Origin of the sequence: Parapusillimonas sp. JC17 (assembly GCF_052180245.1) — a bacterium.
GTDB lineage: Bacteria > Pseudomonadota > Gammaproteobacteria > Burkholderiales > Burkholderiaceae_B > Parapusillimonas.
Genome location: NZ_CP197474.1, coordinates 3,341,130 through 3,354,401, shown reverse-complemented (window position 1 = coordinate 3,354,401; position 13,272 = coordinate 3,341,130). Strand labels below are relative to the sequence as shown.

General features: G+C 60.1%; 12 protein-coding genes. 11 read left to right on the top strand and 1 reads right to left on the bottom strand.

Annotated elements, in window-relative coordinates:
- The first annotated feature begins 132 nt into the window (after window positions 1-132).
- The 8 genes from ACSBPU_RS16165 (at window position 133) to ACSBPU_RS16130 (ending at window position 11,040) form a co-directional block, all read left to right on the top strand.
- Window positions 133-1,884, top strand: a complete 1,752-nt coding sequence (locus tag ACSBPU_RS16165) for a PHA/PHB synthase family protein (protein ID WP_012112368.1) — start codon at window positions 133-135, stop codon at window positions 1,882-1,884.
- A gap of 86 nt (window positions 1,885-1,970) precedes the next feature.
- Window positions 1,971-2,465 carry a universal stress protein gene (locus tag ACSBPU_RS16160; RefSeq protein WP_012112369.1) on the top strand — a complete coding sequence of 165 codons (495 nt, stop codon included), beginning with the start codon at window positions 1,971-1,973 and terminating at the stop codon, window positions 2,463-2,465.
- A gap of 53 nt (window positions 2,466-2,518) precedes the next feature.
- Window positions 2,519-3,535 carry a lipid A deacylase LpxR family protein gene (locus tag ACSBPU_RS16155; RefSeq protein WP_003296535.1) on the top strand — a complete coding sequence of 339 codons (1,017 nt, stop codon included), beginning with the start codon at window positions 2,519-2,521 and terminating at the stop codon, window positions 3,533-3,535.
- 203 nt (window positions 3,536-3,738) lie between these two features.
- Complete coding sequence (locus tag ACSBPU_RS16150) at window positions 3,739-4,635, top strand: ribose-phosphate pyrophosphokinase (protein ID WP_003050021.1); 897 nt, start codon at window positions 3,739-3,741, stop codon at window positions 4,633-4,635.
- Window positions 4,636-4,673: 38 nt separating this feature from the next.
- Window positions 4,674-7,052 carry a D-xylulose 5-phosphate/D-fructose 6-phosphate phosphoketolase gene (locus ACSBPU_RS16145; protein WP_012112371.1) on the top strand — a complete coding sequence of 793 codons (2,379 nt, stop codon included), beginning with the start codon at window positions 4,674-4,676 and terminating at the stop codon, window positions 7,050-7,052.
- Between the two features lie 35 nt (window positions 7,053-7,087).
- Window positions 7,088-8,446: an MBL fold metallo-hydrolase gene (locus ACSBPU_RS16140; protein WP_012112372.1), complete on the top strand. Its 1,359-nt coding sequence runs from the start codon at window positions 7,088-7,090 to the stop codon at window positions 8,444-8,446.
- The gene (locus ACSBPU_RS16135; protein WP_012112373.1) at window positions 8,443-9,960 is read left to right on the top strand and encodes a thymidine phosphorylase family protein; all 1,518 of its coding nucleotides are present in this window, start codon (window positions 8,443-8,445) and stop codon (window positions 9,958-9,960) included. Before ACSBPU_RS16140 ends, ACSBPU_RS16135 begins: the two co-directional genes overlap by 4 nt.
- Window positions 9,961-10,149: 189 nt before the next feature.
- Window positions 10,150-11,040 carry a LysR family transcriptional regulator gene (locus ACSBPU_RS16130; protein ID WP_012112374.1) on the top strand — a complete coding sequence of 297 codons (891 nt, stop codon included), beginning with the start codon at window positions 10,150-10,152 and terminating at the stop codon, window positions 11,038-11,040.
- A 23-nt stretch (window positions 11,041-11,063) separates the two neighbouring features.
- Here the strand turns inward: ACSBPU_RS16130 and ACSBPU_RS16125 are convergent, their stop codons facing one another.
- Window positions 11,064-11,357, bottom strand: coding sequence for a helix-turn-helix domain-containing protein (locus ACSBPU_RS16125; RefSeq protein WP_012112375.1), 294 nt, complete (start codon window positions 11,355-11,357; stop codon window positions 11,064-11,066).
- A 119-nt stretch (window positions 11,358-11,476) separates the two neighbouring features.
- Between ACSBPU_RS16125 and ACSBPU_RS16120 the strand changes: the two genes are divergently transcribed.
- From ACSBPU_RS16120 to ACSBPU_RS16110, 3 genes are all read left to right on the top strand, one after another.
- The gene (locus tag ACSBPU_RS16120) at window positions 11,477-12,130 is read left to right on the top strand and encodes a substrate-binding domain-containing protein (RefSeq protein ID WP_012112376.1); all 654 of its coding nucleotides are present in this window, start codon (window positions 11,477-11,479) and stop codon (window positions 12,128-12,130) included.
- A 169-nt stretch (window positions 12,131-12,299) separates the two neighbouring features.
- Window positions 12,300-12,653 carry a Dyp-type peroxidase domain-containing protein gene (locus tag ACSBPU_RS16115; protein WP_425357293.1) on the top strand — a complete coding sequence of 118 codons (354 nt, stop codon included), beginning with the start codon at window positions 12,300-12,302 and terminating at the stop codon, window positions 12,651-12,653.
- A 16-nt stretch (window positions 12,654-12,669) separates the two neighbouring features.
- A complete protein-coding gene (locus ACSBPU_RS16110) occupies window positions 12,670-13,260 on the top strand; it encodes a Dyp-type peroxidase (protein WP_269475623.1) in 591 nt (196 codons plus the stop codon).
- Window positions 13,261-13,272: the final 12 nt, after the last annotated feature.

Below are 13,272 nucleotides of genomic sequence, written 5' to 3'. Positions count from 1 at the left end.
CGCTGGCACGGTGTCATCGCAAAAGCGCTGATGACATGAGTGCCGGTGTGCATGAACACAAGCGAGCACAACTACCCCCGTGTTCAAACGAGGGCGCTCCATCTATTTGAATAGCAATTGAGGTAATGCGTTTTGACAAAAAATAAGAAAGGTAATACTTCATCGACAATCGTTCCGGCACTGGATATGCAAGCGCATATGGCTTGGGCCCAGGCTTGGTCCTCAATTTCACCTGAATCGTCGCTGTTGGCTTGGACTGATTGGGCAAGCCATTTAGCGAACAGCCCCGGAAAGCAATCGGAGCTTTTGGCTTTTGCAGGCTCCTTGTCTGAGCAATGGATGTCTCTGCTGAAAAAGAGCTTGGTCAGTCCGGACCAGGAAGTTGCATCTCCTGAACCGTCACCTACCAATGACCGTCGTTTCAACGATCCGGCATGGGATCAATGGCCCTACAACCTTTTCCGCAGTTCCTTTCTTATTCAATCCAAATGGTGGGAGCAAGCCACGCAAGGTGTATGGGGTGTTGATCCACAACACGAACGCCTATTGGCGTTTGGCGCAAAGCAATGGCTGGAAATGGTATCGCCGACCAATTCTGCGCTTTTTAACCCCGTTGTCCTGAAAAAAACGATAGAAGAACAAGGCGCCAACCTGGCGCGTGGCATGTCCAACTTTCTCGATGACCTGCGCCGACAACTATCCGGTGAGCCTCCTGCGGGAACCGAGAACTTCGTCGTTGGGCGCGACGTGGCGGTGACGGAAGGAAAAGTCGTACTGAGGAATCAATTAATCGAGTTGATTCAATACACGCCCACTACCGAGAAAGTCCATCCTGAGCCGATACTGATCATTCCTGCCTGGATCATGAAGTACTACGTACTCGATCTATCTCCCCATAACTCGCTGATACGGTATCTGGTTGCGCAAGGCCATACGGTTTTTTGCATCTCCTGGAAAAATCCGGATGCTGGTGATCGAGACTTGGGCATGGATGAGTATCTTGAGTTCGGCTTGCGTGCGGCGCTGGACGCCGTGACATCCATCGTCCCCGAGCAGGGAATCCACGCGGCTGGTTATTGCCTGGGCGGAACGCTACTGGCCATTGGTGCTTCAGCCATGGCGCGTGATGGCGATACGCGGCTGGTGTCGGTAAGCCTGCTTGCCGCACAGACGGACTTCAGCGAACCGGGCGAGCTGAGTCTTTTCATCAACGAGAGTCAAGTGGCGCTGTTGGAAGCCAGCATGGCTCAAACCGGTTATTTGACCTCCGACCAGATGAGCGGAGCTTTTCAGCTACTGCGCTCCTACGATCTCATATGGTCTCGCATGATTGACGAATACCTATTGGGCGATCGCCGGCCAATGACCGACCTGATGGCTTGGAATGCCGATGGGACTCGCCTGCCCGCGAAGATGCATTCGCAGTATCTCCGACGCCTTTACCTGAATAACGATCTCAGCGCGGGGCGTTATCCCGTCACGGGTCGCCCCGTTTCAGTGGGAGACATCGCTGTGCCGGTGTTTTGCGTCGGCACTGCCTCGGATCATATTGCGCCTTGGCGCTCGGTTTACAAGCTGCATCTCCTGTCTTCGGCCGAGCTGACTTTCGTGCTGACCACTGGAGGACACAACGGCGGCATCGTCAGCGAGCCCGGCCGAGGTAAGCGCCAATATCAAATCCATACCCGCGCGGCCGGTGATGGATACATGGCGCCGGACGAGTGGCAAGCCACTGCACAGACGCATCTAGATTCGTGGTGGCCGGCATGGTCAGCATGGCTTCGAGAGCGCTCTGGTGAAGGTGTTGCGCCTCCGCTCATGGGGGCCGAATCCCGTGGATATCCCACTATTTGCGACGCCCCGGGGAAATATGTACGCAGCTGAATACGCGCATACCGCGTCCGCTATTGCGACACGCTATGCGCAATATCTATTCGACACCCCACCTACTTTGATAACTGGAGACATTCATGTACTCAAGACTGCTGGTTCCGCTCGACGGAAGTTCTACCGCCAATTTGGCCCTCCACCACGCCGCGGTGCTGGCACGCCTAAGCGGTGCAACCATCATCTTGCTGCACATTATCGAGGAAATGAAGCACAGCAACGGCTTCGAGAGGCCGAGAATTTACCTTGAAGAAGTAAGGCCAGGCTTCCTGGCGGCCGGGCAGAAGCTGCTGGACGAGGCGGCGCTCTGGCTGAGACAGGAAGGCTTGACGGTAGAGACCGTCCTTCTGGAGAGCAAGGGCGAGCGCGTCTCGGTACTTATCGCGCAGCAGGCACTGGCTACCGGATGCGAGCTGGTGGTGCTGGGCACCCACGGACGTCGGGGCGTGGACAGGCTGCTGCTGGGAAGCGATGCCGAGCAGCTCGCTCGGATCGCACCGGTTCCCGTGATGCTGGTACGCCAGCCCCATTCTGTCATTGCTACTGCAACCCCTGGGCACGGTGGCATGCCAGCGTGACGAAAGTTCAGCCCACTGACCTCGCTGAATGGAGGCTCAGAGTCGCAGCTACCTTGCTGCTGCTGTCGCTGAGTGCCTGCGCGCAGGCACAGTCCTGCCACCGTGACAATCCGCTGCGCTCGACCGGAACGCTCAATCTGCGGATCGACAACGACATGTTCGGCGGCATGGGACAGGATCAAGGGTACTCCAACGGGTTTCTCGCCAGTTGGGTTTCCCCCAACCTCGTGGACTATAGCGATGACCCTTGTCTACCGCGTCTCGTCCGTGGGCTGAATCGCTTTCTCACGATGCTCCAACCCCAAGGCTTCGACGAACAGAACATGACCATCGGCTTCGGGCAGATGATGTACACCCCGAACGACAAAACGCGCAGCGATCTCATCAAGGATGATCGTCCTTTCGCGGGCGCCTTGATGTTGAGCCTTGGCTATAACGCGAGGCGGGGCGATACGCTGCGCACTTCGCAACTCCGCGTGGGGGTGGTGGGGCCCTCCTCCCAGGCCAGGCAAGTCCAGAACTGGTGGCATGACACCGTCGGAGTGGACAGATTCAATGGCTGGAGACATCAACTGCGCGACGAACCCGTGCTGCAGTTGCTCCACGAACGCCGAACACGAGTCATCAGGCAAGAAAACGTCAGCGGTTGGGGTTGGGATCTGACCCGCCACTGGGGCGGCAGCTTGGGCAATTTCGCCACCTACGCGAATGTCGGCGGAGAACTGCGCTATGGCCTACGCCTGCCGGACGACTTAGGCACCGCACCGCTGCGCCCGGCTGGAGAAAACACCTCGCCCGTGCGTAAGACCGCTGGCAGCAACTGGAACGGGCACCTGTTCGTGGCACTCGACGGTCGCTGGGTTTTGCACGACATCACGTTGGACGGCAATACGTTCAAGTCCAGTCATAGTGTTGATAAACGGCCATTCGTGGCCGATGTGGGCTATGGCATCGCGATGACTCAGGGCAACTGGCGCATCGCGATAGCCCGCTACCACCGCACCCGCGAATTTCGTGGACAAAAGGAAATCCCGGTCTACGGAACGATCACCGTAGGACGGCGATTCTGATGCAGATCGATTCCTTGAACGCCATGCAAGCCACTCTGTTGCTGTTCATGACAAGAGCCTGGTTGCTTGTGGAGCTACCACGTCGACGCAGTACTGCCAATGCCGTCGTCATTAGCCAGTTGGCAAGGTGAACACAGCGAGCTGAACGATAAGGCACCCGCGCTCGATAAGAGACCAAGGACAACAAATAAGGAGATAAATGGATGCAACGACTCACCCTGGCCCTACCCGGCAATGAAGATCTGGCCCGCGGCATCGCGCAGGCATGCGGCAGCGAAGCCGGCCGCATCGAAACGCGCCGATTCCCCGATGGCGAGAGCTATGTCCGGTTGCATGGCGAACCTGCCGATCGGATCGTGGATGTGATTTGCACGCTGGCCCATCCTGATCCGCAGTTCCTGCTTCTGGCTTTTGCCGCTGACGCGGCGCGCGAACTTGGCGCGCAAGAGGTGAACCTGATCGCACCGTATCTGGCCTACATGCGCCAGGACAAGCGATTCCATGACGGAGAAAGCGTGACGTCGCGGTCCTTCGCACGTCTGGTCTCATCGACCTTCGACAAGCTGCTCACGGTGGATCCGCATCTGCACCGCTATCCGACACTATCAGCGGTCTACACGATCCCCACCATCACCTTGCATGCCGCACCACTGCTGGCCGACTGGATCGCGAATCATGTCGAAGAACCTTTGATCGTGGGCCCCGACGAGGAAAGCGAGCAGTGGGCCGGCGCCATCGCGTCCCGCATCGGCGTACCGCACGCTGTGCTTCGCAAGACACGCCATGGCGATCGCAGCGTGGACATCGATGTTCCCGACCTGTCGATCTGGCGCGGCAGAACGCCGGTGCTTGTGGACGACATCGCATCATCAGGCCGCACGCTCGCCGTCGCGGCGCGCAAGCTCGCCGAGCAAGGAATGCGCAAGCCGGAGTGCGTAGTGGTGCATGCCCTGTTCGCCGAGGATGCCTGGGCCCAATTGACACCGTTGTTTGCCCGAATTACGTCCACCGACGCAGTACCGCATCCGAGCAACCGGATTGGTCTCGCTTCGCTGATTGCCGACGCTCTCTCTAGCGGGAAAACCGATCCGCGAGGCTGATCTTTTTATCGATCCAACTATTTTCAAGGAGACCTGAAATGTCCTCTCAAGCTAACCTCGCAACCGATTGGCGTGCTGGTTACGGGCCCATCGCGCACAGGTCTGAAACCATCGAACGTATGCAGGCCCTAGTGCAACGTCTGGTCGCGCAAAGGCGTATAGCAGACGAAGCCTCGGCCCATGCGCTGCTGGCTGCAGCCGACCGGGTGGCCTGCACGGCCATGAGCGTAGTGGCGCATATGACCTATGCCCGGCGCATCGACCGAAGCGGCTGCCCACTGGGCTCCGATGATTTCAAACAAACGCCCGAAGGCCACACCGGCGGCTCGCTCAACATGGTGCCAGCCTTCGTGGGTTATCTGTTGGCCAACGCGCTGACCGGGACGACACGCGGCTGGCTCATGGGGCAGGGGCACTGCGTGGCCGCGATCGAGGCGGTGAACGCACTGACCGGCGATGTATCCGCCGCCCAGCGTGGACGCTACGACCGCAGCGAGGCGGGCCTGTCGCTCCTGATCGCGGACTTCTACTCCTATGCCATCGATAAGCAGGGTCGGCCCGCGGTACCGCTGGGTAGCCATGCCGGGCCGAACACGGCCGGCGCGATCTCCGAAGGCGGCTATCTGGGGTTCGCCGGGCTGCAGTATGTGCACACGCCGTTGCCGGGAGAAAGCCTGGTGGCATTCCTCAGTGATGGCGCTTTCGAGGAACAACGTGGCTCGGACTGGGCGCCGCGCTGGTGGCGCGCCGAGGACTGCGGCTTCGCCATCCCGGTCATGATTCTCAACGGACGGCGCATCGAGCAGCGCACCCAGATCGTGCAGGAAGGTGGCGCTGCCTGGCTGGCCGAAGACCTGCGCCACAACGGCTTCGATCCCGTCATCGTCGATGGACGCGATCCAGTGGCGATCGCATGGGCCATTGTTGAAGCCGAAGACACGCTGAGCGCCTTCGCTGCACGCTCGGATCGGCGCTATCCGGTCAAGCTGCCTTACGTGATCGCCGAGACGGAGAAAGGTTTTGGCTTCCCGGGCGCGGCGACCAATGCCGCCCACAACCTGCCGCTGAACGGCAATCCGCGCGAGGATGCGCAGGCACGCGAGGCCTTCAACGCAGGGGCTGCGGCGCTGTTCGTGCCTGAGAGCGAACTGGCAAACGCGTTCACCGTCCTGGCGAATCACGGCCAGAGCCAGCGCTCGCGCGAAAGCGAGCACCCCATGGCCCGACGCCATCCAGCGAGCCCTCATCTGCCGATGCCGGCCTGGGTGCCAACCGAGGTGTCGGGCAGCGCCATGTCCGCACTGGACCGTTGGTTCGTGGAGCTAGTGCAGGCAAATCCACAGTTGCGCATCCGGATCGGCAATCCCGATGAACTGGCCAGCAACAAGATGGGTGCCACGCTGGCGCTGCTCAGGCACCGCGTCAACGTGCCCGAACCCGGCGCCCCGGAATCGACGGATGGCTCGGTGGTCACCGCACTCAATGAAGAAGCCGTTGCGGCCGCCGCCCTCGCCAACAAAGGGGGGCTGAACCTGATCGTCAGCTACGAGGCCTTCGCGGTCAAGATGCTTGGATTGATGCGCCAGGAGATCATCTTCGCGCGTCGGCAGAAGGAACTGGGCCAGCCGCCAGGCTGGATCTCCGTCCCGCTGATCGTCACATCCCACACCTGGGAGAACAGCAAGAACGAGCAGTCACACCAGGACCCGACCATTGGCGAAGCATTGCTGGGGGAGATGTCGGACACCGCACGCGTGTTGTTCCCGGTGGATGCCAACACGGCGTGCGCCGCGCTGCGAGCGGTCTACGCCAGCCGGGGCCAAGTGGCTTGTGTTGTGGTCTCCAAGCGCGACACGCCGAATCACTTCAATGCCGCCGCCGCTCAATCGCTGATCGAGCACGGCGCAGCCCATGTAGCCGGCGATCCGGCTACAGCACAACTGCAGTTCGTGGCGATTGGCGCCTACCAGTTGGAGGAAGCGCTCAAAGCCCACGCCCGCCTGGGGCACCATGGGTTTACGTCGTGCGTCACCGTGGCGATCGAGCCCGGCCGTCTGCGCATTCCACGAGACGACCTTGAGGCCGCCTTCGTGCTCGGTGACGAAGCACTGCAAGCGCTCTTCCCGCCTCACCTGCCGCGCGTGTTGATGAGCCATACCCGCCCTGAGCCGATGCTGGGCGTGCTGCGCCGCATTGACAGCGGCCCCTCGAAGACGCGGGCTTTGGGCTACATCAACCGCGGCGGCACACTCGATGTGGCTGGAATGCTGATCGCCAACCGCTGCACCTGGGCGGACGCCATCTATGCGGCTGCGCAAGTGACCGGCTGGAACAGTTCGCAGGTTGCTGCGGCCGCGACCGACGCGCGAATTTCAAGTGGTTCTGACGCGGTCCGCGGCGACCGCGCCGGTTCCTGATTTCACAACCCACCAACAAGAGAGGAGACAAATACATGCTCTCATTGACCAGCCTGGGTGGTGCCGGCACCGTCACCGGCTCCAAGCACCTTATCACCCATGGCAATACCCGCATCCTGATCGACTGCGGACTGTTCCAGGGATTGAAAAACCTGCGCGAACTTAATTGGCAGCGCCTGGCCGTTGAACCCAAGGACATCGATGCGGTCGTACTGACGCATGCGCACCTGGATCATTGTGGGTATCTGCCCCGATTGGTGCTGGACGGGTTCCGCGGGAAGATTTTCTCGACCTCAGCCACGCGAGATGTCGCCGAACTCATCCTGCTCGACAGTGCCTGGTTGCAAGAGAAGGACGCCGAGTTCGCCAATCGAAAAGGATTTTCCAAACACAAGCCAGCCCTTCCGCTGTATCGGGTTCGGGATGCAGAACGTGCGCTCCTGCAGTTCAAACCGGTGCCGCTGCATCAAGAGACGGAATTGCCGGGCAATGCCCGTCTACTGCTGCGCAGCGCTGGTCACATTCTTGGGGCGGCGACGGTTCAGATCGACATTGGCGGCAAGCGTTTGGTGTTCTCCGGCGACCTGGGGCGCTATGACGATGTGGTCATGCCTGATCCTGAACCCGTCACGGCAGCGGACTACATCATCATCGAGTCCACCTATGGCAATCGTCGTCATGACCGTTCCGATGCCGTCGAAGCGCTGGGCGACATCATCGAGCGCACGACTCGCCGCGGAGGCACCGTAGTGATTCCCGCTTTTGCCGTTGGACGCGCGCAGTCGTTGATCTATGACCTATGGCTGTTGCGACAGCGCGGTCGGCTCCGCACCGTGCCCGTCTATCTGGACAGTCCCATGGCCACCAGCGCAACTGCGCTGCTGCACCGCCATGCCGACGACCACAAGCTCGCACAACACGATTTCGAGGCGGCATTCTCAGAAGTCACATACATGCGCGACGTTGAAGAGTCCAAGGCGCTATCGGCGAATCGCTACCCCAAGGTGATTATTTCCGCCAGCGGCATGGCCACCGGTGGCCGCGTGCTGCATCACATAGAAGCGTTTGGCGGCAGTCATCAGAACACGCTGCTGTTCTCTGGATTCCAGGCAGCAGGTACGCGCGGACGCAAGCTGCTTGAGGGCGCTCGCGAAGTCAAAATTCATGGGCGCTGGATGCCGATCAAGGCGGAGGTCGCCGAGCTTGCGATGTTGTCGGCTCATGCCGACAGCGATGAACTGATGCGTTGGCTGGGCGGCTTTACCCGGGCGCCGGAAGGGGTGTTCATTGTTCATGGTGAATCCAATGCCTCCGAGGCGCTGCGCGAACGTATTCAGCGCGAACTCAAATGGCACGCATCGGTGCCCATGCAAAACCAGGAGTTCGCCCTGTGAGTGCCCGCATCACTCCCCAGACACCCGCCTTGCAAGCATTGCGCATGCGACTGCATGCCCAGCATCAACCCGTCGTCTTGATGCGTACCGATTGCCATGTCTGCCGTGCCGAAGGGCTGGCACCGCGGTCACAGGTACTGATCATTGCCGGCGACCGCACTGTGCAAGCGCTACTGTACCAAATCGACAGCGATCTGCTCAAAACCGGACAGATCGCTCTGTCCGAGGCCGCCTGGGATGCCCTGGACATTCATGAGGGCGATCTTGTGCAGGTTCGGCATCCTCCGCTGCTCGAATCGTTGTCGGCCGTGCGTGCGCGAATTCACGGCCACCGACTGCAAACGACGGAGTTGCAGGCGATCGTCCGTGATGTGGTCGATGGTCGCTATACCGATGTCGCACTTTCGGCCTTCCTGACCGCAACGGCGGTACTGCCTCTGGATATGCAAGAGACCATCCATCTCACCCGTGCGATGGTCGATGTCGGAGATCACCTGCAATGGCAGGCTCCGATTGTTGTGGACAAGCATTGCGTGGGCGGATTACCGGGAAATCGCACCACGCCGTTGGTGGTTGCCATCGCCGCAGCCAATGGATTGGTGATGCCCAAGACCTCATCACGCGCCATCACCTCTCCCGCTGGCACCGCGGACACCATGGAAACGCTGGCTCCTGTAGACCTGGACCTGGATACGCTCAGAAAGGTCGTGGAGAAAGAGGGTGGATGCGTGGCGTGGGGCGGCGCGATGCACCTCAGCCCCGCGGACGACATCTTCGTGCGTATTGAGCGTGAACTGGATATCGACACGCAAGGACAACTGATTGCCTCGGTGTTATCCAAGAAGATTGCAGCAGGGGCGACCCACATCGTGATCGATATTCCGGTTGGGCCAACCGCAAAAGTCCGCAGCCGGGAAACTGCCGAGCATCTTGCGCATCACCTTTCGGAAGTCGCCGCGTCATTTGGCCTTGTATTGCGTTGCCTGTTTACAGACGGGAATCAGCCTGTCGGCAGAGGTATCGGCCCGGCGTTGGAGGCGCGCGACGTGTTGGCCGTATTGCGCAACGAGGCGGATGCGCCGCAAGACCTATGTGACCGCGTGGCGTTGGTCGCGGGTGCGGTACTTGAGCTTGGCGGCGTCGCCAAAGAAGGGGATGGAATTCGATTGGCTCACGAGACGATCAGCAGTGGCCGCGCCTGGGAAAAATTTCAGAGGATCTGTGCCGCTCAGGGGGGATTTCGTGAGCCACCCCAAGCTCTTTACGTCGAACCGCTTTTGGCAACCACTTCAGGCCGAGCAGTACACATCGACAACCGTAAGCTGTCCCGTTTAGCCAAATTAGCCGGAGCGCCTGAGAGTCCAGCCGCAGGGATTCAATTGCAAGTGCGCTTAGGTGACGAGGTAACACGCGGACAATCATTGATGTTTTTGCATGCGCAAACCTCTGGAGAGATGGCCTATGCACTCGCATACGTGCATGACATTGGTGACATCGTAAAGATTGAACCTTAGCGCCGTAGATAAACAGGGCTCTTGAATGCTCAGTCAAACACAGCCCGGCCTCTCGTTTGGAAAAGTTGAACGCCTACGACTCGTGCTCAAAGAACATATGCCACATACATCGCTTAAAAGCAGTTTTCAACCTGCATAGCGTGGAGCAAATAGAAGGAGGTCGTCAGCGTCTGAATAGGAACATTGCTCATGGAACTGCGACACCTGCGTTGCTTTATCGTTTTGGCCGAAGAGCTTCATTTCACACGGGCCGCCGAGCGCCTGCATATCGAGCAACCCCCTTTATCTCGCGCCATCAAAGAGCTTGAAGACGAACTGGGGGTGGTACTTTTCGACCGAAATCGCCGTGGAACCGTTCTGACCGCAGCAGGTGCTGCCTTCTTGCAGGATATTCGACGCCTGCTCACCGTCCTGGAGCAGGCACGAGAAAACGCCAAGGCTGTCGCCTCAGGCTTGCGAGGCAGCTTGCGCATTGCAGTGTCCGATGGTGCGATCGATCCTCGACTGTCAGCATTTCTGGTCCGCTGCCGCGCAGAGGAACCGGAGATAGAGATACGCCTATCCGAGGTGCCGTTGGCCGAGCAGCTACGCGGCTTGCGGTCAGGCGACTTCACGATCGGATTCGCGCACACGGCCGAAGTCGGTGACGACATTGTTGCCGAACCCATCTGGCGGGATCCGTTGGTGATCGCCGTGCCAGCTCGGCACGCGCTGCTCGTCCACAAGAAGGTCCCACTTCATGAACTCCGGGGGCATCCGCTTGTCTTGTGCGACCCTCACGCATGCGAGGGGTACTGCCGCGAATTGGGGCGGCTCTTGCAGGTGCTGGAGCACAAGCTGAACATCGTCGAGGAAGTGTCTTCGCTGGACATGATGCTCACGCTGGTCGGTGCAGGATATGGCGTCGGCTTCATGACGGCGACCAAGATTCCGGTCTGCCAATGGCCGGATGTGGTGATTCGTCCCTTGGCGATGGATTCCGCGGTGATCACCACCTACTTGCTTCGGCCTGAAAGCAACAGTTTGTCGGCTTCGCTGGAGCGGTTTATCGCTCGGTTACGCGACTCGTCCGACGGTTGACGGAGTCCTGCCGGCGGACATCCTCAAGGATCGGTTTCGGCACGCAGATTGCGTTCGGTCGCCGTCATCAGTTCAGCCGCGCTTATCCTGAGCGCCGTAGAAATTCTCAGTATGAGAGGCAGTGTGGGCACGTGCTCACCGCGCTCGATCTTGCCCATGTGCGAGCGCGAGATGACTGCCCGAGACGCGAACTCGTCTTGCGCGACTCCCTGAGCGACGCGGGCAGCGCGCACGGCCTGTCCGAAGGCCAACGCCGACTCGGATTCATACGTTGATGTGCCAGTAGGGCGGCCTGGCTGGATTGTTGATTTCTGCATTAGCAGAAGCGTCAAACAATCTTCCAAAATTAACCACGTTATTTTTAACGACGTTAAACTTCACTCTTAACCACGATGTTGGTTCGCCTTCCTGGCCAGATCGCTTCTTGGGGGTCCTCATGCATGCCACCAGCCAGTTTTCTCATTTCAGGCTTGCTATAGCACCCGGGGTGCCGTCCTCATGCCTCTCCACGCTTCTCGCCCTGCAGCGCACGGAAGAGCCGGACACCCCCATCGCCTTCTTTGAAGCCTCGGGTGACGACCTGGTGATCGGCCTTGAAGAAGGCCGCTATGACGCAGGAATATCGCTTCGGCACGTGAGTGCTCCGTTCCTGAGAAGCCAGCCTTTGTGGATCGATAACATGGCTGTCGCCATGCCATTGCGGTCTTCCTTGCTTGGCCGGGCAACGCTCACGACCGCCGAGGTTCTGGACTACCCCGGGTTTCGCTGGCAAGCAGAGACCTGCCCGCTGCTGGATCAGCGGTTGTCCTCCTTCCCGCCGCTGAGCGAGCAGAGCATGCAGCATGTCACTTCGTTTGAGATTTTGGCGCTATGGGTCGCCGCTGGCTATGGCGTCGGGATCTCTGCGCAATCGCGTATTGAGCGCGCCCATGCCTGGGGCATCACCATGCGGCCGCTTTCTGATGCTCCCTACGAGGTCGTGACACATCTGCAGCGGCCCAGGGAGCGAGCCAGCGCCATTTCTGAGCTGTTCGAGCGCAGGGCGATGCAGGTTGCCAAAGATAGCGCGGCCTACTCGAATACCCGATAGCTCACTCGCGCTGCGTGCTCTCCACTCAGATGCCGACGCCAGGCATCCGTAATCGGCGCGGGAATTCACTGCTTCCTGGTAATTGCAACGGCACGCGCTGTCAATGCGCCAGCATCGCGTTTTCATCTCTGGCAACATGACGAATTAAACCGGCCTTATGGAGATGCCAATGGTTGGAAGTAGTTGGGACCGAGTACCCATCGACTCGCAAAGCATCGATGCGCCACTGTCGCGCGCGGCGGTGTTTCTCACATTGACGGTCGCCGAGGGCCGAGAGTCCCTGCAGGCGGTCGCCGGCGTCCTGGACGGCCTGGACGACCTGATCAAGACGGTGGGCTTTCTTCGCGATCTCAACGGCCGGCTGTCGTGCATCACCCCCCTGGGATCGGCGCTGTGGGACCGTTTCCAGGCCGGAAGGCGCCCGAAAGAACTGCGTCCCTTCGCACCCATCAAGGGCGCGAAGCACACCGCGCCGGCCACGCCCGGCTCATATCCGGGCCGAGGGCGAGGACCTCTGCTTTGAATTCGAGCGCCTGCTGTTGGACCAATTGGGCAGCAGCGTGACGGTGGCCGACGAGGTGGCGTGCTTTCGCTATTTCGACTCCCGCGATCTCCTTGGCTTCGTCGATGGCACAGCCAATCCGACCGGGCACGAAATCGGCGCATCCACGCTGGTCGGCAGTGAGGATCAGGAATTCGCCGGCGGGAGCTACGTGGTGGTGCAGATGTATCTGCATCAAATGCAGCCGTGGGCTCGGCTTCCCGAGGACCAGCAAGAGCAGATCATCGGCCGGGAGATCGTCAGCAATATCGAATTGCCCGATGCGACGAGCGGCCAGAAGTCGCACAAGACCCTCGCCACGATCGTGGGTGCTGACGGTACCGAGCACGACATCCTGCGCGACAACATGCCCTTTGGCCGCCCCGGCCAAGGCGAATACGGCACCTACTTCATCGGCTACTCCAGGCATCTGTGCGTCACGCAGAAGATGCTGAAGCGCATGTTCCTCGGCGATCCGCCGGGCATGAACGACCGCCTGCTCGATTTCTCGACGGCGCACACTGGTGCCGTGTTCTTTGCGTCCGCCCCGCGCACGCTGAGCGAACTCGTGCAGGCTGTACAAGCGTAGCGCGGGGGCCGC

Coding starts and splice junctions, on each gene's coding strand:
- ACSBPU_RS16160 (WP_012112369.1), top strand. CDS start 1,971: ATGTACTCAAGACTGCTGGTTCCGCTCGACGGAAGTTCTACCGCCAAT.
- ACSBPU_RS16150 (WP_003050021.1), top strand. CDS start 3,739: ATGCAACGACTCACCCTGGCCCTACCCGGCAATGAAGATCTGGCCCGC.
- ACSBPU_RS16145 (WP_012112371.1), top strand. CDS start 4,674: ATGTCCTCTCAAGCTAACCTCGCAACCGATTGGCGTGCTGGTTACGGG.
- ACSBPU_RS16140 (WP_012112372.1), top strand. CDS start 7,088: ATGCTCTCATTGACCAGCCTGGGTGGTGCCGGCACCGTCACCGGCTCC.
- ACSBPU_RS16130 (WP_012112374.1), top strand. CDS start 10,150: ATGGAACTGCGACACCTGCGTTGCTTTATCGTTTTGGCCGAAGAGCTT.
- ACSBPU_RS16125 (WP_012112375.1), bottom strand. CDS start 11,357: ATGCAGAAATCAACAATCCAGCCAGGCCGCCCTACTGGCACATCAACG.
- ACSBPU_RS16120 (WP_012112376.1), top strand. CDS start 11,477: ATGCATGCCACCAGCCAGTTTTCTCATTTCAGGCTTGCTATAGCACCC.
- ACSBPU_RS16115 (WP_425357293.1), top strand. CDS start 12,300: ATGGTTGGAAGTAGTTGGGACCGAGTACCCATCGACTCGCAAAGCATC.